We start from the raw sequence: 23,171 nt of genomic DNA on the forward strand, positions 1-23,171 counted from the left end.
CCGAAAAGGACCAGCTCATGCACTGAAATAAATCGTATCCATTCAGCCAATGACGTCAACTTAAGAATTTTCATTAGCAAACTCTCCTAAAGACATGATGGCGTTTAGGCTTATCTACTTTATTGCGGCTGTCCCGGTCGGATTTTAACTTTAGCGCGTATACTTAAAAAGGGCTTGAAAGTTTTTTGGCGCAATAAGTACCTGATAGAGTTTCTGCCTCATTACACCAAATAAAACTGAAAAATTTAAACGATACTCAGTAATTTGATCTGGGTTCCAGGGCCCTTGTGCATCACACATATGAAGCGATAATATATTGCACATGACCAAGTTTGCCCAAAATTCTTGTAATACAGCCTCTCCAGAAAAATTCTCTAACTCTGCTCCTACTTTGAGTCGTTTATAGCACTCCTCTATGTGCCACCTTAACACATAAGCTTTGCTCCAAAGTCTCGGTCAAAAACTCTGTTTCTCAGTTGGCTAATGTCAGCACTATAACTCTTACTTTCTGTCCTTTCATTTTATTTTTTAGCTTTTCATTTTCTAATATAAAATCAAAATCTAATTCGCCAGCGTTCCCATAGCTTACTATAATTTCTTTTTTGCAAGCAAAAAATAAAATCTACTTCCAAATCATAATGCTGCTGAATGAATTTTACTGAAGACGATCATAGATAAATAATAATTTCTCTTGATTTAATAAACGCATTTGAGTGATAACTTCGGGTAATTGCTCTGCCGCCAACGTTTGTTCACCTATATTCCAAGCTGCAAGACGAGCACTACAAATCAGCGAAGTACACAAATCAACAAACAAATTGCCAATGGTGCCTGTTGTTCCATTTGGTTCAAACTCGGATACAATTTCCCCAGAGCTGGGTAATCTCATACCAGAACCATCTGCTGCAATAAGTCTATAGCCTCTCCAACTCAGGTTCATCCTGATAGGCTGTTTGGATGCTTAAATTCTTGAAAGCCTGTATGGCAAATCTTATACCTTGCTTTAGAAAAAGCTTGCTTTGAGGGTACATGTCAATGGCTCCATAAGTTCACATTCTATTCCCAAACTTTTTTTAACTAACTTTAAAATCATAGAAAATACTGTCGAAAAAGGAAGTTTTCTTGTTCGTGTAAAACTCAACACAATGGATTTTCTGAAAAGTTTTCGAGTATATTGCATTTTTAATTTGTAGAATAAGGTTTTTTCCTTTTTGCATGTTTCACCTAAAAAAGACACATTTTAAACTTTTTTGTTGCAATAAAATAGAAACAAAAGTGCTGTCCCTTGCACTCTTTGGATAATTTAATGATAAAAAATTTGGAGAGAAATTTTATACACAATCTCTGACATTTTTCCTTAAGTTGACGCCATTGTGTGAACGGTTACGGTTTCCCGTCTTCACCATGCTATATAGAAAAAAGTCTGGATTCCAATTTGCATGACAATATGGAGTATCTGCTTCTTTCATCCCAGTGGGATCTTTTATTCCATTTTATCAACAGTTTGTTTTGCAGTATCAAACAATTTTAATCCTATAATCCCGAATGTAACTAAAATAAAGCATATTACTTCGAATAAATTAACTGGTTCATCAAATAGGTAAACTCCAAGTATCGAAGCTCCTATAGCGCCCACTCCAGTCCAAATTGCATAGCATACTCCGATAGGTATAGAACGTGTAGCGAGCGAAAGTAAATATGTACTAAGAGCCATGGAGAGTATGCTAATTATTGATGGTACGAGATGAGTAAATCCATAACTATGCTTAAGTGTTATGACCCAGAACACTTCAATTAGTGACGATAAGAGTAAATATATCCAATTCATGCATAAATTTTTAGGTTTAAATAGAGAGCTTCAGCCCTATGCTTCCTATTACAATTAAAACGATACATAAAACTTGAGATAAATTAATATTCTCTGTGAAAGTGGTTGCACCAATTATAGTTATTCCAATTGTGCATATTCCAGAGGAAACTGCATAGCATACCCTAATAGGTAGAAAGCATGCTGCAAGAGATAAAAAGTAAATGCTAATGATCATAATTACCAATGTTGCAATCGAAGGCACAACTTTAGTAAAACTGTTACTAAACTTTAGCGTTACAGCCCACAGTATCTCTAGGATACTAGACAGCAACAAATACAACCAGCACATTTTCGTAACATTTCAATCTTGTATTGTAACAGAAATTGTTAGTTAAAACTACACTAAAGTGCAATAGATCTCTCTTTCGGAATTGCTTTAATATCAAACTTAAAACAACATCCTAAAAAACTTTTCTACGAAATTCAATTCCTGCACGTCATTTGCTGCATAAAGTGGTGTAGTTTGTTGCTCAATACCTGGTATTTCTACAAAAACTTTGCCCACTTCTTGACCTTTTTTAATGGGTGCAGGTATCATATCTTTATATTCAATACGCACCTTAATTTGGTCATGCAATTTGCGGTTGTAAGTTATGGTAACATCGTTTGCAACTGTAATAGGCACTTTTTTATCTTTTCCATAGAGAACATTTACTTCCTCAACTACGCTATCCTTAGCGAATATTTTCTTGGTGTTAAAATGATTTAAGGAGTATTGTATCAGTCTTTTTGCTTCTTCTATTCGCTCTTTCTCAGTGTTTAAGCCATTTACGACAGCAAAAATTCTCCTATCATTTCGTTTTGCAGATGCTACAATGCCGTAACCACCAGCATTTGTATAACCGGTTTTTAAACCGTCAACCCCAATGTCGTGAAAAAGTAGAAGATTTTTATTCTTTTGTACAATTTCATTATATGTCAAATATTGTTCAGAAAATAAATCATAATATTCAGGAAAATCGGTGAAAATCCTTTTTGCCAGCATTACCAAGTCTTTTGCGTTCATAAAATGATCTTCATCTGGCCACCCGCTTGAGTTGACAAAATGACTGTCATTCAGATTCAAATTTTGTGCAACTTCATTCATTTCAGCCACAAAATTCTCTTCTGATCCTGCAATGCCCTCGGCTAGTGTTATGCAGGCATCATTGCCTGAGACTATTGTAATTCCTTCAAGTAATTCCCTCACCGTAACGGATTGACCTTCTTTCAAAAACATAGAAGAGCCTCTCCTTTCCCACGCTTTTCTACTTACTCGAAATTTATCCTCCATGTGTATTATTCCAGCTTTTAGATAATCGAAGGCTATATATAAAGTCATTAGCTTGCTCATTGAAGATGGGGCCATTTTTTCATCAGAATTATGGTCAAAAATGAATGAGTCTGAAGCTAAATCTAAGACTACTGCTTGCTTTGCTTTGGTTCTAAACTGGTATGAGTATGAAGAAAAAGGAAGTATAAAAACTAATAGCAAAATTACCAATCTGCTTAACATATCTATAATTTTAAATTTATAGTGTACTAATTAATAGTATAATTTTACAGGGGCATTTCAATAGATCTCTTGCATAAAAATTCCTTGACAAACTCCGCCAGCCCCCTTATCATGAAACTGAAGCTATTTATTTATCTTCTCTGTACAGATTAAATGACAAAAAAACTCACGTATCTGGCGTCTCATGTTTAATTTTTTGCACTATGTGCACCTTATGTCTTTATAAAATTTCTAGGTTTTTACCTAATATAAGCTAAAATGCGCTTATAAAGCATTTAAAACATAAAAAAACGCCAACTTAAAAAATGGATAGTGAATAACTAGCTACCCTAGGGTTTCTTTTGCCTTTTTTTTCGTTTGGTAAATTTCTTAAATATTTATAGCTAAACGACAACCGTCATCCCGCTACGTGTTAGCGGGATCTCTTGTTAGCGGCTGAGATACCGCGAATGAATCGCGGTATGATGGTTCGTGACGGTATGACGGTTCGCGGTGACATGACGATAACCTCGTCATCCCGCTACGTGTTAGCGGGATCTATGTTAAGGTATGGCGGTTAAATAAGGGATCTATGTTAAGAGATACCGCGAATGAATCGCGGTATGACGGTTCGTGACGGTATGACGGTTCGCGGTGACATGACGATAACCTCGTCATCCCGCTACGTGTTAGCGGGATCTATGTTAAGGTATGGCGGTTAAATAAGGGATCTATGTTAAGAGATACCGCGAATGAATCGCGGTATGACGGTTCGTGGCGATATGACGGTTCGCGGTGACATGACGATAACCTCGTCATCCCGCTACGTGTTAGCGGGATCTATGTTAAGGTATGGCGGTTAAATAAGGGATCTATGTTAAGAGATACCGCGAATGAATCGCGGTATGACGGTTCGTGGCGGTATGACGGTTCGCGGTGACATGACGATAACCTCGTCATCCCGCTACGTGTTAGCGGGATCTATGTTAAGGTATGGCGGTTAAATAAGGGATCTATGTTAAGAGATACCGCGAATGAATCGCGGTATGACGGTTCGCGGCGGGATTCCAGTGTCTGGGCACTGGGATGACAGGAAAAGGGGCTACTTGGATGACAGCAGATCACCTCTTCACAAAGATTTTATCAGTAATACGCATATCAATAATACTCCAATCGCTGAAAGTAAAATCAGTTGTATTGTGTAAGTGGTTTAAATAGTCCCATGCACTATAAGGGTTATCTTCAGGCAGTTTTACTGTGGAATCGTTATCAAGTATGATATTCCATCTTCTATTCCCTATATAAGCAAAAGAAGAAATGTGGTCTCTTAATTGAGTTTTACTCTCCAACACATCTCTAACAAATTCTAGGTTTGATAACGAGTTTTGTCCTGTAATTACAACAAGATCATCTACTAGATAGTCATCTACGATCACTTTACCTTCAAAATCAATTACCGAGGTTTTGTTATTATCTTTCCAGAGAGCAAACGGTTTATGCTCATCTATATTAATGTGTAGAGTATTGGGCAAAATTCTGTGAACTCTTACGTGTTTTATCCATCTGCTTACGGATTGTATGTTACCGGCAAGTTTTGAAAGTGACATATACAGGATAGGTTGCGTTCTATCTGTCAAACTTAGAATATCCTTTTTGTTTGTAAATTTATTGCCGCTCACGACTACTTCGTCGATTGAAAATCCACTACTGAGTAATAAACTAGATAGGCAGTCATTATACCAAGTAAAGTAGTAATTAAATCGATTTATTATTTTATCAAGTGAGCTGTAAAGTATTAGCGTAAGAAAAAGTGCTGTGATAACAACCAAGGCACACTTACGCAAAAAACTCCTTTGGCTTCTAGTAATACTGCTCAACATGACTTAAATCCCTAATATTTTTGTGCTGCAAACTATCTTCAATAATAATTTTAACTAATTCATTAAAATTGATTCCTTTTGCCAATTTTGCAATTTCTGGCACTAACGATAACTCAGTAAAGCCAGGATGTGTATTAATCTCAAGCATTTTTAAAGTGTTATTTTTGGGATTATAACGGAAATCTGAGCGGGAAATAGTTTTGCATCCTAAAAATTGATGAACTTTCAGTGCGTGTTCCAAGGTCATTTTATATATATTGTTAGGAATTTCAGCAGGAAATATATGTTCTGCAAATCCATCTGTATACTTTGCTTCATAATCATAGAATTTATTTTTTGGTCGTACTTCTATAGTGCCAATTGCTTCATCCAGCAATACAGCAGTATGTAATTCTATGCCCGGTATGTATTCTTCTACGATCATCTTTTCCATTATAGTAGAACTATTATCTTTCAGTTCTAAGTAATCCTCGTGCGAGAAAATTATGTACACTCCAATACTTGAACCTTCATTAATTGGTTTTAAGACGTACGGATAATCGATTTTAATATTATTTTTTAGTACATCTTCTCGGCTAATTACATAACCTTTTGGAGTATCAATACTAAGGGACCGGAATATATGCTTTGACATTGCCTTGTTCATAGCAACAGCCGAAGCCATAACTCCTGAGTGTGTATATTTTATACCTAAGATTTCCAATAAACCTTGAATGCAGCCATCTTCACCATAAGGTCCATGCAGAGCTATAAAAGCAAGACCCGGATTAATTTTTTTAAGCTTTTCAGCAATATTGCTGTCAACATCTATTTCTATTGCATTATATGAAAGGCTATCAAGCGCCTTCTTGACTGCTTTTCCGCTCATAAGCGATATTTCTCTCTCACAAGAAAATCCACCACTTAAAATTGCTATAGTTGGAATCATAAGCATTCTATGTTTTGCTATATAGCATACATAATGGTTACATTAAGCTTATTAAATACCTACTTTGGCTAACTATAAACTTTCTTCAAGCACTTTTTTTATCCACTTCAAATAGCGTGCTCGGCAACGGTAGTGGCGTGTTTGCTGCACCTTTATACTGTTCACAGATAAGCTTTTCTAAATCCTCAGCAGATTGTTCTTTTGCTTCTTCTTTTTTCACTACTCCACTAGTTACTAAATCAATTAAGGCTGTAGTGTGTATTATCATTCGATTATTTAGCTCAAATATCTTTTTTGTATCAAGTGAAGAGTTTCTAATTAAGGCAGATAGTGCATGCATATATTTGTCTATATCAGAAAGACTTTTGCTTATATCATAGTTGCTAACTAACATATATTCCTTCAAACGCTCAATTTCTTCTGGAGTAAACTTGTAAACTTCATCAAGTTTCCTTATTAAAGATATAGTAAGTATTCTACTTAGAACTCTCAATTCTCTAATAAATTGTACTCCTTCTCCTTCAGGATAAGACATTTCTTCTTTTTTATATTTCTTAAATAATTCTTGATCATAAGACTTTCTGAGATCTGACGTCATTGCCAATGCTAACTCTTTTGAACCTAGCTTAAAAACTTCGTTGAAGCTGCTTGCGTTGGCATCTTGTGCACTGCCTGCAGTAACTCCACAACTCCAAGAAATCTTTTCAAACAAGCTATGATACTCTTTTATCATCTCTTCCAGCAATATTTTAATATCATCTTCGGTTAACTCTACTGTTGATAATAGATCACATGCTTTTTCAAGATTACCGTTCGCTTGAAAAAGTAACCCTTCAATCTTTTTAATGGTTTCTCTTTTATTTATACTCATAACTTACCCCCAAGATTTAATGCTAACAGCTAGTTTTATAATCAAATATTTCAAAAGTCAATAAGCCTTTTTCCTTAATCCTTAAATTAATCGATACTAATTTATCAGCATAACAACTTAGATAACGCAACTATTTTCAGCAACCAAAAACAACAACCCTGAAATACAAAAAGTTTCTTTTCCTTCAGTAGCATTATTCTAAATTTTCATCAAAATAAGCTGTTTTATCCTTTTTTTCCTTATACTCTTCTGCGGTATAGAGGGGTTGCTTCTTAGCTGTGATATTTGGCCATTTTTGTGAATATTCTACGTTTATGTTGTAAAATGACTTGAAGATTTTTTGTTCACTGTTCAGTAACTCTTCATCTAGTTCTAAAATATCTTTTATGGAATCATCAGTTACAATTGCATCCAATGGACACTCAGGTATGCACACTCCGCAATCAATACATTCATCTGGGTTAATCACGAGCATGTTTTTACCTTCATAGAAGCAGTCAACGGGACATACTTCCACACAGTCCGTATATTTACATTTTATGCATTTATCTGTAACAAAATGCGTCATAAAACACTGTATATTTGTATTATCTTGGGTACACTAAATTGATAAGAAATTCAAGCCTTTTATGAAGATAAATAAATTGAACAACGAAGAATTAGAAGTATGGTTAAGCTTGGCTAGAACTATAGGACCAATAAAGTTTTTTAGTATACTAAGAACACATGGATCGCTAGATGAGGTGTTGAAATATCTCAATAAGGTGGCTAATAATAAGGTGTATGGCATTCAAGATGCACGAGAAGAAATCAATAATGCAGAAAGAATTGGAGCTAAAATTATACCCGCATGTGACCCAGATTACCCTGATCTTTTAAGAAATATCTCTAGTTGTCCTCCTGTAATAACTGCGTTTGGTGATATATCATTATTAAGCCGTGAGATAATTGCAATAATCGGTGGGCGTAACTCTTCGATGAATGGAAGAAATTTTGCCAATAAGTTGGCACTTGATTTAAGCGAAGCTGGTTTTGTTATTGTTTCTGGACTTGCAAAAGGAATCGATACTGCAGCAAACAGTGTAATATACAAAGATCATCCCACTATTGCTGTTACAGCAAGTGGGATTGATGTGGTGTACCCAAAAGAGAATTTTGATCTATACAAAAAAATCACCGAGAATGGCGGATTAATAGTTACTGAGCTTCCATTTGCTACTAAACCAAAGCCTCAGTATTTTCCTCAAAGGAATCGAATTATATCTGGTCTATCGCTGGGTGTTGCAGTGATTGAAGCATCGAAACGTTCTGGCTCTCTAATAACAGCAGATTTTGCTTTAAATCAAGGGAGAGAGGTGTTTGCAGTTTCTGGTTTCCCTTTAGATTCACGCTGTAGTGGTAGTAATTATTTAATTAAAAACGGTGCTAAGCTTATCGAATCCGCTGATGACATAATAGAGAGTATTAGGTTTAGTTTACCTCCGCAGCAAAAAAACCTATTTGATGTTGAGCACCATTTTGTTAACCAAAAACAAGAAAAATTACAACAGGCAAAATCTGTTATAGTTGATCATATTAACTCTGTACCTGTTGATATAGATGAACTTATATTAGCAAGCGGACTTTCTACCAACATAGCTCTAATGGCTCTTTTAGAACTAGAGTTGGAAAACAAAATAGAGCGTTCACCGGGGAATAAAATATCGTTAATTTTCTAGATTACTTTAGCTATACTAGATGTTCGTACAGATATAGCTAAAGTGGCTTAGGTTTACCTACAATTTGAAAAACAACAAATTCGTCATTCCGCTACTCGTTAGCGGAATCTATGCTGAGATACCGCGAATGAATCGCGGTATGACGTAGGGAAATCTTTCTTGGGTTAGCTATATATGCTTGACACTGGAATGATGACATTTATCATAGGATTCTTAGTTGCTGATTTTAGAATTGATAAGAGAAAACTTTTTTTCAACTTGTTGTATAATTTTATAAAAGTGATCGAAATCTAAGCTTGCACTGCCAATTAAAACTCCTGATAAATTTGAAATATTTAACAAATTTTCTATATTTTCTGAACTAACTGAACCACCATATATAATGTGTTTTTTACCAGTACACAATTTTATTACCTCTATCACCTCAGTAATTGCATCATTATTTGGCACATGACCTGTGCCTATTGCCCATATTGGCTCATATGCTACGGTATATTCACCGTGTGTTGGCAAGCGGTTTTTACATTGATATTCTATTACTTCTTTTGTTTTTTCATTCTTATAATCTTCTGAATTTTCACCTACACAGATAATTGGGTGTAAGCCTGATTCTATTGCTATTTCCGACTTAAGTTTTATTTCACTATCTTTTTCATTAGCCCTTTCAGAGTGCCCAAGTATTACGTAAGTACACCCTAGTTCTTTTAACATTTCTGCGCTAATTTCACCTGTGTAAGAACCGGACTTTTTCTGATGGCAATTCTGTGCTCCTATATTAATATTATTGTTCAACTCTATACTGCTTGGAAATGACGTAAAAGGAGGGCAAATTACTAATTTAGAGGTAATTTCGTTGCTCTTGTTGTTAAGTTTGCCTATAAAGTCAACAAATGAAGAACGCATTCCATTCATTTTCCAATTTGCTACTATTAAAAAGGACATCAACTTTACTTATATGGGCGAGAGTGCCGGCTGTCGGACTTGAACTGACAACCTACTGATTACAAGTCAGTTGCTCTACCAATTGAGCTAAGCCGGCGTTAAACACATTAATAATATACAATTATCAATGAATTTTAGTCAACTAATTTTTAAAATACTGTATAATGAAAATAATATGAAAAAATTTTTACTGAAGCCAAAAAAGAGTCTAGGGCAAAATTTTATTTTATCGAGTGAGATAACAAAAAAAATCGTCGCTTTAGCTGGTAGTCTGGAAAATTTTAATGTCATTGAAATTGGTCCTGGATATGGTGCATTAACAAGAGAAATATTGGTGCATAATCCAAAGTCTCTACTTTCTATAGAAAAAGATAGAGATTTAGTAAAACACCATGACCAACTGCTAAATGAGCATCAAGGAAAGTATAGAATTATAGAAGCGGATGCACTGCATGTTACAGAAGAAGAGCTGATAGAGCGCCCAGTTAAAGTTATTGCTAACTTGCCTTACAATATCTCGGTAGTGTTATTTTTAAAGTGGTTAAATAATATAAAATTTTTTACGAACTTGACATTAATGTTTCAAAAAGAGGTAGCAGATCGCATTACGGCAAGACCCAATTCTAAAGATTATGGTTCCTTATCAGTGCTAAGCCAGTTGCTATGTGATATAAAAAAGGAATTTGATATTGAACCTAAAGAGTTTTTTCCAAGACCAAAAATACATTCTTCAGTAATTACAGTAAATCCTTTGCCTACCCCAAAGTTTGCAGTAAATTTGGAAACCTTAACAAGATTAACACGTGTCGTTTTTTCTCAAAGAAGAAAGATGCTGAGAAATAGCTTGCAAAATATAACGAACCACGCTGAAACTGTCCTTGAAAACGCTAAATTGAGTGGAAATGAACGTCCAGAAAACTTAACTATTGAGCAGTTCTGTTTGCTGGCAAATAATGTAGAATGCTTATTGTGCAATAAAATGTATTAGCAACTATATAGCTTTTCTATCTCCTAAAAACAGTTAGAGCTATACAATTAAAGGCTCCTAGCTAATTTTGCCTATTGCAATTTAATTAATTGGCGTATAAGCTTTAAATAAAGCCTATGAAAAAAATGGAAGCTTGTTATTCGTTTGACGATATACTTCTTTTGCCAGCCTATTCTAATATATTGCCTTGCGATGCAGATACAAAAACTTATTTAACAAATAGTATAGAACTAAATATCCCTCTCATATCCTCTGCAATGGATACTGTTACTGAATCGGGCTTTGCAATAGCTATTGCCCAACATGGAGGGATAGGTTGCATACATAAGAATTTATCAATAGATGAACAAGTTTTAGAAGTGAGAAGGGTGAAAAAATATGAAAGTTGGATCGTGTATAACCCAATTACGATTTCACCGGATAAAACAGTTGCGGAAGCAATTTCATTAATGAGAGAGCACAATTATTCTGGCATTCCTGTAGTCGATCAACGCAAGTTAGTTGGAATTTTAACTAACCGAGATGTGAGATTTATTGAAGACCAGAACATGAATGTAAAAGTTTCCGAAGTGATGACAAAAGATAAGTTAGTGACAGTGCGGGAGCAGGGAGTGAATAGTGCCTCAGCAATGAAATTGTTGCATGAAAATAGAATAGAAAAGCTTTTGGTCGTAGATGAAAATTCTTGTTGTATAGGTTTAATTACGGTTAAAGACATTGAAAAATACAATAGATACCCAAATTCATGTAAAGACAGTAAAGGGCGTCTCAGAGTTGCCGCTGCAATTGGCACTGGTAAAAAAGATGGTATAGACAGATGTGAAGCTTTGATCGGAGAAGAAGTTGATGTAGTTGTTGTGGATACTGCTCACGGTCATTCCGAAAACGTTATCAATACCATTAGGGAAATAAAAAAGATGTATCCTAATACGCAATTAATTGGCGGAAACATTGCAACAAAGGAGGCTGCTGAAGCGTTGATTGATGCGGGTGTTGATGCAGTGAAGGTTGGAATAGGACCAGGATCAATCTGTACAACCAGAATAGTTACAGGTGTTGGTGTGCCACAATTCTCTGCAATCAAGAGTGTTGCAGAGGCGTGTAGAGCAAGAAACGTCAGACTAATTGCTGATGGTGGGGTAAAATACTCAGGAGATGTTGCAAAAGCTATTGCAGCTGGTGCTGACTCTGTGATGATTGGTTCGATTTTTGCTGGCACTGACGAAAGCCCAGGTGAGATTATTATGTATAAGGGCAGAGCATATAAAGGCTATCGAGGAATGGGATCTATTAGTGCAATGAAACGAGGTTCAGCTAGCCGTTATTTTCAAGATAAAGATTCAAAACTCAAATTAGTTCCACAAGGAGTGGAAGGAAGAGTTCCATTCAAAGGTCCAGCTTCAGGAGTAATCCATCAATTGATTGGCGGATTGCAAGCTGCAATGGGGTATACTGGTAATAGGAATATAGAAGAGATGAAAAAAAATTGTAAATTTGTTACTATTACTGCATCAGGATTAAGAGAGAGTCACGCTCATGATATAGTCATTACACAAGAAGCTCCAAATTATGCTTATCAAACGTCCAATTTGTCAACCGATTCGGAGTAGTCCAGAAAAAGTAGAGAGAAAGTTAAGACGTTTTTGGAGTAAAATAAAACGTTTTTTCAAAATATGACAAATAGAAGAGAATATACAGCAGAATTCAAATTAGAAGCTGTTAAGCTGGTTAAAGAAACAGGTCAAGCAAGTACAAAAATAGCAAAAGATCTAGGTATAGATGGCAGTATGTTAAGTAAGAAAATATGATGGAAAAATGTCTGGAGCATACGCATTTCCAGGCAAAGGCTCCTTATGACAAAGAAAGATTTGATCTAAAAAAAGAGCTAATAAGAGAAAGAGACATCTTAAAAAAAGCCCTGGGCAAAGAAAAAGAGTAAAGTATTCTTTTATATAGAAATTGCTATAAAACACAGGAACTATGTAGGGTTTTGTACTGGTGGTATGGGTTGCTAAGGAAAAAAGCAGTAAAGAATTAGCAAAAGAAGGGCTTCTAGCAGATATTCAAAAAATACATCAAGCTTCTAAATGCAGATATGGAGCCCCTAAAATTCACGCTGAATTAAAAGCTTTAGGCAAAAATTAAAACAGTACAAAGTGTTATGCAAGCATCGAACAGACGAAATCTGTCAAATCAGAAAGAAACACACAAATTTAAGTTTTTAGTAGTTTTCAAGTATAGTTGTACAGGGAGCGCCTTTGCAGTTATGACCGACATTTTCAATGGTGCCTAAGTGCCCGTATGCAAGCATGGTTTTGGAAGGAACGGTCAAATCATTGATGGAGTCATTTAGACTACCTCGGTTAGGAGATTGTACTATCAACCGTTCCAAGCTGAAGCGTTTCCCTATTACAAATTATATGCAGGAGTTACCATGAAAAAAGCAAAAAGTAAATTAGAAATAGTGAATCCTAATGCAGCAGGAATAGACATTGGTTCAGCTGTACACTATGTGTGTGTACCTGAAGGAAGAGATGAACAACGCGTTCAGAAATTTGGCTGCTTTACTGAAGACCTTCATAACTTAGCACAGTGGTTGAAAAAGTGTAAAGTTACAACAGTAGCTATGGAATCAACAGGAGTATATTGGATTCCTTTATTTCAAATACTTGAGTCATACAAATTCGAGGTAAGATTGGTAAATGCACGGCATGTAAAGAATGTACCTGGTAGGAAGTCTGACGTTCAAGATTGCCAATGGCTCCAACAACTGCATAGCTACGGACTGCTTCATGGATCGTTTAGGCCAGATAATCAGATGTGTGTATTGCGCAGTTACGTGCGGCAACGCAAAAATCTCACTGAAAGTGCATCTACACATATTCTGCGTATGCAGAAGGCATTAATTCAAATGAATATACAATTACACAAGGTTATTAGTCATATTACTGGGATAACTGGTATGAAAATCATTGAAGCTATAATTGAAGGCGAAAGAGATTCTGAAAAATTGGCAGAATTCAGGGACGTGCGAATGAAAAATGATCAGTCTACTATTGCAAAAGCGTTAGCTGGTGACTATAGAGAGGAACACTTATTCACGCTAAAGCAAGAATTTGAACTATATAATATTTATCAAGAAAAAATAGCAGAATGTGATAGAAATATTGAAGCCTATTATAAAACGTTTGAAACAAAGTCTTGTGAAAGCAAACAGCTAAGTAAGCAAAAGAATAAAAATAGCAAAAGTAAGCCAAGCTTTGCTTTGTATGAGGAACTGCACCGAATAACTGGTATGGATTTCACTAAAATTCCTGGATTTGATGTATTAAGTATACAAACCATAATTTCAGAAGTTGGTATAAACCATAGTAAATGGCCAACAGAAAAGCACTTTTCATCGTGGTTGGGACTCAGTCCTGCTAATAAAGTTACAGGGGAAAAAGTGTTTAACACAAGAACACGTAAAGTCATTAACCGTGCTGCAAATGCTTTGCGAATAGCTGCTCATTCTGTAGGAAATAGTAAAAGTGCGTTGGGTGCATACTACAGAAGATTGAAAAAACGACTAGGAGCACCAAAAGCAATAACAGCTACTGCAAGAAAAATGGCATGCATATTTTATAGTATGCTCAAATACGGACAGGAATATGTAGAAAAAGGAATGGAATACTATGAAACACGCTATAAAGATAGAACTGTAAAAAATTTGATCAAAAAAGCGAGCGAATTTGGCTACATATTAGTTCAACAAGAAGAGTTAGTTGAGTGAGTTTCTTAGGAGAAAATGGCATTAAAGCCAAGTTTAGACGAAGGTTCAAAAATAAAAAACAGCAAATAAGCAACCGAGTTGTGGCTCCGAACACATTGGATCAAAATTTTACTACTGATCAGCCAAATAAAGTTTGGGATTACCTACATAAAAACTAAAGAAGGTTGTTGGCGGCAATAATTGACCTATATTCACGCATGGTGGTTAATGAGTAACATGATAATTAGTTATAGATTCTTTATTGATGGCCGTTGATAAACGCAAACCCGATAAAAATCTGCTGTTACATAGCGATCAAGGGTCACAGTATACCTCTCAAAATTACCAATTTCTATTGAATACAAAAAACATCATTTCCAGCATGAGCCATAAGGGCTGTTGTTACGATAACTCTGTTGCAGAAAAGTTCACTTAAAAGGGAGCTGCTTATTGATACTTCTCGCTCAACAAACCAGAACTGCCATATTTGAATACATAGAAATCTTTTATAACAAATAACGTAGACATTCTACTATTAACTATTGCATTCCTGCACAATTTATTCTCATGATAAAAACGTCTTAACTTTCTCTCTACTTTTTCTGGGTAAGGTCAAATAGAGAATTTTACAAAAATCTATTTTTAACTTACAATCAATTATTACAATTTTAAACCTACAACTTATGTATAACAGACTTATAGTCAAATCTTTTTCAGTATTATGCATCTGTTTATTTGCTTTATACATAACACTGCCAAATTTCTTTGATAATAAGCTTTTTATTTCGAAAAAAAGAATAAACTTAGGCCTTGACCTGAAAGGAGGGGCATCTTTGCTTTTAAACATAGACTTAGACTTCTATTTTAAGGAAAAGCTAAGCATGCTAGCTAACGAAATAAAAGAGACATTGCTAACAAAAAATATTGAATCTAACGTACAAAATAGCGTTATAACTTTAAATAATATTGATGATTATAAAAAAGCATCTGTGTTGATTAATGCGATAAATCCAAATTTAGAGCTAAATAGAAAAGATTCTTCAATTCTCATTTCGTATAAACCCCATTATAAAAATTCTTTGATCAGTGAAGTAGCTGCAGAATCAATAAACAATGTCCAGCGCCGTTTGGACAAACTTGGCACAAAGGAAGTCAGCGTTCAAAAACAAGGGCAGAATAAAATATTAGTGCAGGTGCCTGGAGTAGAAGATACCAAGCAGATAAAATCTCTGCTTGGCAAAACTGCTAAGCTAGCTTTTCATTTGGCAAACACTAACATAGCCAAGGTGCAGGATATAGACCATGAAACCACTGTCATGCTCAAGGATTCTTTAGGTAATTCTTATCCAATATTCCGCAAAACTGAAATAGGTGGTGATTCGCTGGTTAACGCATCAGTTAGATTTGGTCACTTAGGTAAACCAACAGTGCATTTTAAATTTGACAGCATAGCGAGTAAAAGATTCGCAAAAATCACTAAAGAAAATGTGGGAAAACCTTTTGCAATTGTTCTGGATAACACAGTCTTAACAGTACCTACAATACGTGAGCCAATTTTAAATGGAGAGGGAGAAATTAGCGGTAATTTCACTGAAAAACAAGCAAGCGAACTTGCAATACTTTTAAAATCTGGAGCACTGCCAGCACCACTTAAAATAATTGAAGAAAAAAACATTGGCCCAAGTCTTGGAGAAGAATCAATAAAGGCAGGGGAAATGGCAGCAACAATCTCTATTATAGCCGTGGCTTTATTTATAATCATCACTTACGGCAAATTAGGTGTATTGGCCTCTGTTGCACTTTTTTCTAATGTAGTTCTTATATTATCAATTCTCACTCTGCTTGAAGCAACTCTAACTTTACCTGGAATTGCCGGTATTGCACTCACTGTCGGTATGGCGGTGGATGCAAATGTTTTAATATTTGAGCGAATTCGTGAGGAAATCAAATCTGGCAAGAGAGTGGAACGTGCTATTGAAGAAGGGTTTAAAAACGCTATAAAGACAATACTGGATTCAAATATCACTACATTAATTGCTGCAGGAATAATGTTCATTATTGGCAGTGGAGCAATAAGAGGCTTTTCTGTCACTCTATCAATAGGAATTTTATGTTCGATGTTTTCTGCAATCACAGTCACAAAACTCCTGATAGAGTTGTGTATGAACCCGAAGGAACTAGCGCTTTGAATTAAGGATTTAGATCTCAGTCAACCACCTTCATTCCCACAACGTTATATCCTGAATCAACGTGCAAAATTTCTCCAGTAGTGCCACTACTTAAGTCGCTTAATAAGTATAACGCTGCCTTGCCAACATCCTCTATTGTAACATTGCGTCTGAGCGGAGAGTTATTTCTATTCCATTCTGATATGGAGTGAAAATCGCTTATTCCAGAAGATGCTAAAGTTCTGATTGGACCAGCGGAAATTGCATTTACTCTGATATTTTGTGGCCCGAGATCACATGCTATATATTTTACACTTGCTTCAAGTGCCGCTTTACATAAACCCATAACGTTATAATTTGGCATAACTTTTTCAGCGCCATAATAAGATAAAGTAAGTAAACTACCACCATTTGACATCATTTTTTCAGCCCTTTGCGCTAAAGCAGTAAAAGAATAGCACGATATATGCATTGCATTGAGGAAGTTATCCAGTGAAGTATTGACATATTTACCATCTAACTCATTTTTATCGGAGAATGCTATTGCATGCACCAAAAAGTCAAGAGTACCCCATTTTTTCTCTATTATTTCGAAAGCGTTATCTATGATTTTTTCATTTGAAACGTCGCAGTGTAATATTAGCTCCACATTTAGTTCATCTGCTATTGGTGATAGTTTTTCTTTTATTATTTCATTCTGGTAGGTGATTGCAAGTTCTGCTCCGTGCTCTGAGAGAGTTTTTGCTATACCGTATGCTATTGATCTCTTATTTATTATTCCGGTTATTAATCCCTTTTTGCCTTGTAATAGACTTGTCGTCATAGAACTATCTGTTTTTTTATAATTTGGAATATTAACTAGGTAAAGTCAAGATATCACTATGTTTTAAAATATTTTTTGCAGTAACTTGAAGTCTATAAACAGTAATCTTGATTCTTCTACAACAAAGCCATCCCATATGACATTTTACCTATACCCAATCAAGCATATTAATAAGTAAGTAAATCTTAATATAATCTTATTATACTTATAAATACGCTGTATAGAATGAAAGTATGGATGATTTCATAACTGCAAGAAGAAAAGATGATGCTGTGGTATCTGTTTGTCAGGATAATAAGAAAAAAAACGTGTTAATTTTAGGGCTCAATCAAGCCGCAAGGAATTTGTTAAAATACGAGGAAGGGAATTTACTTAATAAGCCGTTAATCAATATTTTAAGTGCAAGAGCAGCTGACGACATGAAGAATTATTTAGAGTATACCGAAAATGGGCACGATTTACTTGATATATTACCTAAAGTGATAGATTTTTCCTTAACTGATGCTAAAGGAGAAGATATCAGGACAAAAGTAAAAGTTTTCCGCACTGCACAATTTGCCAGTAATAAAATAAATTATGAGCTATTAATACGTGATATCAGTTTGTCCCATAAACTAGGAATCTTTAGAGATAAATATCTAATGGGTAAAAAATATAAAAACCATGACTTATTCGATATACCGGGCAATGAGTCCACTATTCTAGAGTTATACGTTATATTAAATTTTGCCTTTCAACATCAAATTAATGCAGCTATAGGAGTGATTGGCTTAAATAGTAGCTGTAGTGAGACAAATAATGCACTGAAAGTTATCATAGAACATTTTTATAAAAATTGCCGTAGTGATGATTTTCTAGGGTATATTGATGAGAATAAAGTGCTTTTTGTTTTGATTAACTGCGATGTAAAAAGTATATCTAAAATAATTAATCGTATACATTCTGCCATTAATAAGCAGTTATTAAAGCGAAAATTACCAAGTGTATCAATAATTTATGGGAATATAGCTCAAAAACAGGCAGCAAAATCTACCAGCGGTGCCTTCTGAAAAGTTGTTTTTTATTTATATTGAGTTTAAACTTAAATTTTTATAAAGATTTAAGTTTATTTATGAAGTTAAAGTACTACCTGGTAGCACTGCTTTCATCATTGTTTTTGCAGAATAGTGCTAGCTCTAAAACAATTTTGGATAAGGAAATATTTTATGCAGAACTAGACGGAAAAATAGATTTGAGATTCGGCTACGCCTTCAACAGAGATTCTTTCAATGCTAAGCCTAAGGATAAAACTTCAAGTTATTCATACTTGCGCTTTCTTTATTTACAGCAAGTTTATCCAAATACTCAAATGGGGGTTAATGTTAAGGCAGGGGTTTCTGGTATTGCAAACCTAAAAGCGTTAGACATAGAAAAGTTAGACATGGAGGAATGGTATTTTATCATAAAAAACCAGGAACTTGGATCAGTTGAATATGGTAAAAGAAGTTTAGTTAGTCAGAGCATGTTAATTAACACTTCAAAAATTTATGCAGCTGCTGGAGGAGTAAATGGTCATTGGACAAACTATGCAAATTTGCGCGGTGATCATAAAAAAGATGGTGACCCTGGATATGATCAAGACAAGGTGTTCTGGGTCAAGCCCAATATTTATAGCGATTATAATGAACTCGAACTAGGGTTAAAACAATCATCAATTAACTACATCTCCCCTGAAATCTATAACTTTCAACTCGGATTCAGTTATGTTCCAGGAAAAAATAACTTACAGTACAGCAATTTAATTGCTGCTGGCCTTTCCTATAAAAACAGCTTGTCAGATGATATAGGTTTTACTACAGCTTTGACTGGTGAATTTGCAAGAGAAAATTTAACTGATTGCTCAGATGGGACTTCTAAAAATTATGAATGCCGCAATCAATTACTACACTGGAATTTTGGTTTGAAGCTAAAATTGTTCGATCTTGATTGCATTTTTTCGTATGGTAATGGTGGTAAATCTGGTGAGAAGCGTAATCCTGAAATAAATAATACGTATTATATGAATGCAGGTATCGCTTACCATTCTGATTCTTACAAATCAAGCTTAACATATTTTAGTAGTGGTAGGGATATTGCAGGCGAAGGTACAAACGAGTTAACATCATATGCTTTAAGTCTTGAAAATTCTCTTTTTTTAGGTACTTCATACTATTTCGATATTGTAAAGTTTAGTACAAAAGAGCCTAAAATAGAAAATAACAACTCTGGTTATGTGTTCTTGGCTGGACTGAAATTAAGTTTTTAATATTGCCTCCTTCCAACACTCTTTTCTGTCATCCAAGGTAACCGTTCACAGATTTCCACTTAATTTTTCAATCTCACTCATGGAGAGGCCAGTAAACTGACCTTACCCAGAAAAAGTGGAGAGAAAGAAAAGAGTTTTTTCGGGTAAAATAAAATTTTGGAGGATTAGAAATGGTAAGAGAATATACGGCAGAATTCAAATTGGAAGCTGTTAAACTGGCAAATGAACAAAGAAAGGCAGGTCAAACAATTACAAAAATAGCAAGAGATTTAGGAATAAAGGGTGGTTTATTAGGAAAATGGATAAAGAAACACAACGAAAAAAAGTCGGCGGCAAATGCATTTCCAGATGTAGCACCTTATGACAAAGAGAGGTTTGATTTACAAAGCAAGAGTAACAAGGGAAAGAGACATTTAAAAAAAAGCCCTGGCCAGTCAAAAAGAGTAAAATATTTTTTTATATAGTAAGAGGTTGTCCGGAAACTAGTAAATTCAAGCATATTCCCTCTTTAACATAACCCTACTTATAGCTAGGTATATGAAATTCTCAGTGGATGTTGTGAGTAAATCATACTCCTTCGATAGCCTTCTATTCCTATTAACCCAAGCAAAAGTCCTTTCTACAACCCATCTTCTTGGCTGTACTTTAAACCCTTGTTCTCTTGTTGGTAGTAGCTCAGGTGGCGTATCTTTGTGCACCCAAAATCTACATGGAGGCCTTTTAACAATTTCAATATCTATGTCATATTCTTCCTTTATGTGATTCTTTAAATTTCTTCCTTGGTATCCCATGTCAGCCCACATTTTTTTAACTTTAGTATATTTTGTTCTCATATTGTTTAATGCTATTTTAATACCATCTCTATCATTTTCGTTAGCAGCGCCTACGTAACAACCTAGTATAAAACCCTGAGTGTCTGTAATTATATGCCTTTTTCTACCCTTTACTTTTTTACTTCCATCATAGCCTTTGATCCCCCCTTTTCTGTAGTCTTTACAGATTGACTATCTACTATACAGGCACTCGGCTGCTCATTCCTTCCTATTTTTCTTCTACTATATTTTGTAATTTCATAATTCATTTTCTCAAAAATTCCCTGCTTCTTCCATTGCCTGAACTGCTCATACACAGTCTTCCATAGCGGAAAATCATTTGGTAAATACCGCCATTGACACCCTGTACGCAATACATAGAAAATTGCTTCTAATATTTCTCTTTTGCTATACTTTGGCGGCCTTCCTCCTTTCTTGTATGATACTCTGAAGTGTTTTTCTATTCTTGCCCATTCCCTTTCGCTTAGATCTGTTGGATACTTTTTTCTCATCTTTACCCCGTACTAAAATTTCAGATATTATAGCCTTTTACTTGTTTCCGGACAACCTCTAACTGCTATAAAGTACAGGAATTATGTAGGATTTTCTGCTAGTGGCTACTATAAGTGGACCACAAGAAAAATAAGCAGTAGAGAATCAGCAAATAAAGAGCTACTCGAAGCTATTCAAAAAATATATCAAGTTTCTAAATGTAGATATGGAGCTCCTAAAATTCATGCTGAATTGAAGGCTTTGGGTAAAAGTTGCAATTTGAAAACGGTGCAAAGTATTATGCAGAAAAATGACATCAGGGCTATACTGAGAAGAAAGTTTAAAATTAAAAAACAACAAACAGATAATAGAGCTGTAGCTCCCAATATACTAGATCAAAACTTTATTGTTGATCAACCAAATAAAGTATGGGATTACTTACATCAAAACCAAGGAGGGATGGCTATATTTGGCAGCAATAATTCTCACGTATGGTAGTTAATGAGTAGTGCAATAAATAAACAATTGGTTATGAACTCTTTATTAATGGCCATTAATAGGCGTAAACCTGTTAAAAATCTACTGCTGCACAGTGACCAAGGTTCACAATATACTGCGCAAGGGTATCAATATCTCTTAGCTGTAAAGAATATAGATGAGTAATAAAGGCTGTTGTTACGACAATTCTGTTGCAGAAAGCTTCTTTAGCTCATTGAAAAGAGAAATACTTATTGATACTTCACAACACTCTGCTCAACAAACTAGAACTGCAATATTTGAATACATAGAAATTTTTTATAACAAACAACGTCACTATTAACTATTGCATTCCAGAACAATTTGATGCATCATTCTTTTTGTAAAAAACATTCCACACTTTCTCTCCACTTTTTCTGGGTAAGGTCAATTTTCATTGCACCCTATATTGTCCATTCCATTAGCTTTACTACGCTCGTTACCTCACGCAGCATAATGGTCTGTTCTAGGCTGTTGGCTAGACTTTGCCTAAGTTGGATTTTCACCAACTGTATTCTAAACGCTTACTTGGCGCACCCATAACAAAAATGCCTGAAAAACGTTAATAATTATATACTATTATTAATAATTATTCAACCATATTTTAAGCTTACAATTTTGAGCTTAACTGACGCTTATGGATAGGGGCAACTCTATCACCCTGTGTTATGTTTATTTTCTAACGGACGCTGATTTTTGTATCGTAATTTCTTGCTATAAATTGGTTATATAAGAGCTGGCTTCTAAAATTTTATAACCCTAATTTGAATTAACAGACAGTAGAATCGAAAGATTATTACAAGGAGAAATCTACACAGATCGACCCTTTTGTGAATCTGCGTTTCTGCTTTCTTCAACTTGTTTTGCAAAAGATGTTTCCGGTTTCTGAAGTGGCTTAGCAATTTCACGCACAACGGCAATAACTGCTGTTAAAAACGTTTTTAACAATGCACCTAAAGCTCCACCAACTGCTTCCCTGCCATATATATGAGCTTGCTTTTCGTTACCGTCAGCAGTTTCCCCTGCCCTCCTTCTTGGATCCATCCTATGAGCAATCACCGAAAACAACACTCCCCTGATTGAAGACTTCACTTTTTCCTTTGCTTCGTGGACATCCCCATCTTTTGCTGTTTCATGTCCATGACTTAAGTGTTTAGCGTTCATTAGCTCCTTTTGTTGCTGGGCAAACATGCTACTTAATACTTCTTCTATCACTTGCTTTCTTCTCTTCTCTCTAACTCTTTTCATAGATTCTGATTTATCGCGAGTGTGTTTGGTAGTTTCAAATTCTGCATCAATATCTTCGGACGCAGCCTGACTATATAAAGTCTCTATGAGCCTGTCTATGCTTCGCTTTATTTGCATAGTCCTTTCGTAACTATCCGAATTATCAATTCCTTCGTCGATCTGATTTAGAATATCCTCAAAAACTTTCAAATAGTCTTGAATATACTGTATTATGTATTGCTTATCTTCCTCTTTGTGTTGTTCTTCTTGATTTTGCTGATTTTCATTTTCTAAACTTTTCTCTCTTTTATCATCGTTATTTTCTTCAATATCATCACCGTCTTCCTCGAAAAGGTCTTTGTCGTTCATGATTTTTTTTAATTTAGTTAAAATTCTCACCAGTTATTATTGTATATGAAAAAATTAA

27 protein-coding genes, 1 tRNA gene and 1 pseudogene are annotated in these 23,171 nt (G+C 35.1%); 15 read left to right on the top strand and 14 right to left on the bottom strand.

The window, feature by feature from the left end; translation table 11 throughout:
* Window positions 1-73: 73 nt before the first annotated feature.
* The 8 genes and pseudogenes from ABWU73_RS06470 to ABWU73_RS06505 form a co-directional block, all read right to left on the bottom strand.
* A pseudogene (locus tag ABWU73_RS06470) lies at window positions 74-1,217 on the bottom strand (transposase).
* Window positions 1,218-1,483: 266 nt separating this feature from the next.
* Window positions 1,484-1,828, bottom strand: a complete 345-nt coding sequence (locus ABWU73_RS06475; protein WP_006279756.1) for a DMT family transporter — start codon at window positions 1,826-1,828, stop codon at window positions 1,484-1,486.
* A gap of 16 nt (window positions 1,829-1,844) precedes the next feature.
* Window positions 1,845-2,141, bottom strand: coding sequence for a DMT family transporter (locus ABWU73_RS06480; RefSeq protein ID WP_264711491.1), 297 nt, complete (start codon window positions 2,139-2,141; stop codon window positions 1,845-1,847).
* A 117-nt stretch (window positions 2,142-2,258) separates the two neighbouring features.
* The gene (locus ABWU73_RS06485; protein ID WP_264329766.1) at window positions 2,259-3,365 is read right to left on the bottom strand and encodes a D-alanyl-D-alanine carboxypeptidase family protein; all 1,107 of its coding nucleotides are present in this window, start codon (window positions 3,363-3,365) and stop codon (window positions 2,259-2,261) included.
* Window positions 3,366-4,465: 1,100 nt separating this feature from the next.
* On the bottom strand, window positions 4,466-5,224 hold the full coding sequence (locus ABWU73_RS06490; RefSeq protein ID WP_264329765.1) for a cell division protein FtsQ/DivIB: 759 nt from the start codon (window positions 5,222-5,224) through the stop codon (window positions 4,466-4,468).
* Entirely contained in the window at window positions 5,205-6,158 is a 954-nt protein-coding gene (locus tag ABWU73_RS06495; protein ID WP_265038634.1) for a D-alanine--D-alanine ligase, read from the bottom strand. Before ABWU73_RS06495 ends, ABWU73_RS06490 begins: the two co-directional genes overlap by 20 nt.
* A gap of 79 nt (window positions 6,159-6,237) precedes the next feature.
* A complete protein-coding gene (locus tag ABWU73_RS06500; RefSeq protein ID WP_264329763.1) occupies window positions 6,238-7,023 on the bottom strand; it encodes a hypothetical protein in 786 nt (261 codons plus the stop codon).
* A 193-nt stretch (window positions 7,024-7,216) separates the two neighbouring features.
* On the bottom strand, window positions 7,217-7,591 hold the full coding sequence (locus tag ABWU73_RS06505; RefSeq protein WP_264329762.1) for a ferredoxin family protein: 375 nt from the start codon (window positions 7,589-7,591) through the stop codon (window positions 7,217-7,219).
* A 61-nt stretch (window positions 7,592-7,652) separates the two neighbouring features.
* On the opposite strand from ABWU73_RS06505, the gene dprA reads away from it, so the two are divergent.
* Window positions 7,653-8,741: a DNA-processing protein DprA gene (gene dprA / locus ABWU73_RS06510; protein WP_264329761.1), complete on the top strand. Its 1,089-nt coding sequence runs from the start codon at window positions 7,653-7,655 to the stop codon at window positions 8,739-8,741.
* Window positions 8,742-8,954: 213 nt separating this feature from the next.
* On the opposite strand, the gene ABWU73_RS06515 is transcribed toward dprA, so the two are convergent.
* Both ABWU73_RS06515 and ABWU73_RS06520 read right to left on the bottom strand, forming a co-directional pair.
* Window positions 8,955-9,683, bottom strand: coding sequence for a triosephosphate isomerase (locus ABWU73_RS06515; RefSeq protein WP_151807744.1), 729 nt, complete (start codon window positions 9,681-9,683; stop codon window positions 8,955-8,957).
* 24 nt (window positions 9,684-9,707) lie between these two features.
* A tRNA-Thr gene (locus tag ABWU73_RS06520) sits at window positions 9,708-9,780 on the bottom strand.
* A gap of 78 nt (window positions 9,781-9,858) precedes the next feature.
* On the opposite strand from ABWU73_RS06520, the gene rsmA reads away from it, so the two are divergent.
* The 7 genes from rsmA (at window position 9,859) to ABWU73_RS06555 (ending at window position 14,858) form a co-directional block, all read left to right on the top strand.
* Window positions 9,859-10,671 carry a 16S rRNA (adenine(1518)-N(6)/adenine(1519)-N(6))-dimethyltransferase RsmA gene (gene rsmA / locus ABWU73_RS06525; protein ID WP_264329760.1) on the top strand — a complete coding sequence of 271 codons (813 nt, stop codon included), beginning with the start codon at window positions 9,859-9,861 and terminating at the stop codon, window positions 10,669-10,671.
* 116 nt (window positions 10,672-10,787) lie between these two features.
* On the top strand, window positions 10,788-12,281 hold the full coding sequence (guaB, locus tag ABWU73_RS06530; protein ID WP_264329759.1) for an IMP dehydrogenase: 1,494 nt from the start codon (window positions 10,788-10,790) through the stop codon (window positions 12,279-12,281).
* 63 nt (window positions 12,282-12,344) lie between these two features.
* Complete coding sequence (locus ABWU73_RS06535) at window positions 12,345-12,479, top strand: IS3 family transposase (RefSeq protein ID WP_007548354.1); 135 nt, start codon at window positions 12,345-12,347, stop codon at window positions 12,477-12,479.
* On the top strand, window positions 12,476-12,610 hold the full coding sequence (locus ABWU73_RS06540; protein WP_007548509.1) for a hypothetical protein: 135 nt from the start codon (window positions 12,476-12,478) through the stop codon (window positions 12,608-12,610). The genes ABWU73_RS06535 and ABWU73_RS06540 overlap by 4 nt, the downstream gene beginning before the upstream one ends.
* Before the next feature lie 59 nt (window positions 12,611-12,669).
* Entirely contained in the window at window positions 12,670-12,816 is a 147-nt protein-coding gene (locus ABWU73_RS06545) for an IS3 family transposase (protein WP_080717648.1), read from the top strand.
* A gap of 289 nt (window positions 12,817-13,105) precedes the next feature.
* Window positions 13,106-14,443: an IS110 family transposase gene (locus tag ABWU73_RS06550; RefSeq protein WP_264704179.1), complete on the top strand. Its 1,338-nt coding sequence runs from the start codon at window positions 13,106-13,108 to the stop codon at window positions 14,441-14,443.
* Window positions 14,444-14,687: 244 nt separating this feature from the next.
* Window positions 14,688-14,858: a DDE-type integrase/transposase/recombinase gene (locus ABWU73_RS06555; RefSeq protein ID WP_080717647.1), complete on the top strand. Its 171-nt coding sequence runs from the start codon at window positions 14,688-14,690 to the stop codon at window positions 14,856-14,858.
* A 129-nt stretch (window positions 14,859-14,987) separates the two neighbouring features.
* Here ABWU73_RS06555 and ABWU73_RS06560 read toward each other — a convergent pair whose 3' ends face one another.
* Window positions 14,988-15,269 (bottom strand): hypothetical protein, encoded by a 282-nt coding sequence (locus ABWU73_RS06560; protein WP_039964338.1) that lies wholly within the window; start codon window positions 15,267-15,269, stop codon window positions 14,988-14,990.
* Between ABWU73_RS06560 and secD the strand changes: the two genes are divergently transcribed.
* Entirely contained in the window at window positions 15,256-16,611 is a 1,356-nt protein-coding gene (gene secD / locus ABWU73_RS06565) for a protein translocase subunit SecD (RefSeq protein WP_264329758.1), read from the top strand. The two genes, ABWU73_RS06560 and secD, sit on opposite strands and share 14 nt — an antisense overlap.
* Before the next feature lie 16 nt (window positions 16,612-16,627).
* On the opposite strand, the gene ABWU73_RS06570 is transcribed toward secD, so the two are convergent.
* Window positions 16,628-17,413, bottom strand: coding sequence for an enoyl-ACP reductase (locus ABWU73_RS06570; RefSeq protein ID WP_006280349.1), 786 nt, complete (start codon window positions 17,411-17,413; stop codon window positions 16,628-16,630).
* Window positions 17,414-17,646: 233 nt separating this feature from the next.
* Between ABWU73_RS06570 and ABWU73_RS06575 the strand changes: the two genes are divergently transcribed.
* The 3 genes from ABWU73_RS06575 to ABWU73_RS06585 all read left to right on the top strand — a co-directional run bounded on the left by ABWU73_RS06575 (window position 17,647) and on the right by ABWU73_RS06585 (window position 20,161).
* Window positions 17,647-18,462, top strand: a complete 816-nt coding sequence (locus ABWU73_RS06575; protein WP_151808062.1) for a hypothetical protein — start codon at window positions 17,647-17,649, stop codon at window positions 18,460-18,462.
* Between the two features lie 62 nt (window positions 18,463-18,524).
* Window positions 18,525-19,697 carry a porin gene (locus ABWU73_RS06580; protein WP_264329757.1) on the top strand — a complete coding sequence of 391 codons (1,173 nt, stop codon included), beginning with the start codon at window positions 18,525-18,527 and terminating at the stop codon, window positions 19,695-19,697.
* Window positions 19,698-19,867: 170 nt separating this feature from the next.
* Window positions 19,868-20,161: a transposase gene (locus tag ABWU73_RS06585; protein ID WP_010082069.1), complete on the top strand. Its 294-nt coding sequence runs from the start codon at window positions 19,868-19,870 to the stop codon at window positions 20,159-20,161.
* Window positions 20,162-20,188: 27 nt separating this feature from the next.
* Here ABWU73_RS06585 and ABWU73_RS06590 read toward each other — a convergent pair.
* Window positions 20,189-21,021, bottom strand: a protein-coding gene (locus ABWU73_RS06590; protein ID WP_264329810.1) for an IS5-like element ISWpi1 family transposase whose coding sequence is annotated in 2 segments (ribosomal slippage) — window positions 20,189-20,652 and window positions 20,652-21,021 — 834 coding nt in all. Because the reading frame shifts where the segments join, the coding sequence is not laid out codon by codon here.
* Window positions 21,022-21,202: 181 nt separating this feature from the next.
* Here ABWU73_RS06590 and ABWU73_RS06595 point away from each other — a divergent pair.
* Genes ABWU73_RS06595 through ABWU73_RS06605 form a run of 3 tightly spaced genes read left to right on the top strand, consistent with a single transcriptional unit; the run spans window position 21,203 to window position 21,821 of the window.
* The gene (locus ABWU73_RS06595) at window positions 21,203-21,499 is read left to right on the top strand and encodes an IS3 family transposase (protein WP_094189604.1); all 297 of its coding nucleotides are present in this window, start codon (window positions 21,203-21,205) and stop codon (window positions 21,497-21,499) included.
* A 3-nt stretch (window positions 21,500-21,502) separates the two neighbouring features.
* On the top strand, window positions 21,503-21,664 hold the full coding sequence (locus ABWU73_RS06600; protein ID WP_010082071.1) for a DDE-type integrase/transposase/recombinase: 162 nt from the start codon (window positions 21,503-21,505) through the stop codon (window positions 21,662-21,664).
* Entirely contained in the window at window positions 21,657-21,821 is a 165-nt protein-coding gene (locus tag ABWU73_RS06605; RefSeq protein ID WP_010082072.1) for an IS3 family transposase, read from the top strand. Before ABWU73_RS06600 ends, ABWU73_RS06605 begins: the two co-directional genes overlap by 8 nt.
* Window positions 21,822-22,327: 506 nt before the next feature.
* Here ABWU73_RS06605 and ABWU73_RS06610 read toward each other — a convergent pair.
* A complete protein-coding gene (locus ABWU73_RS06610) occupies window positions 22,328-23,113 on the bottom strand; it encodes a hypothetical protein (RefSeq protein ID WP_182364772.1) in 786 nt (261 codons plus the stop codon).
* Window positions 23,114-23,171 lie beyond the last annotated feature (58 nt).

This window comes from Wolbachia endosymbiont (group A) of Andrena helvola (genome assembly GCF_964028415.1).
In the GTDB taxonomy this organism is placed as follows: Bacteria; Pseudomonadota; Alphaproteobacteria; order Rickettsiales; family Anaplasmataceae; genus Wolbachia; species Wolbachia pipientis.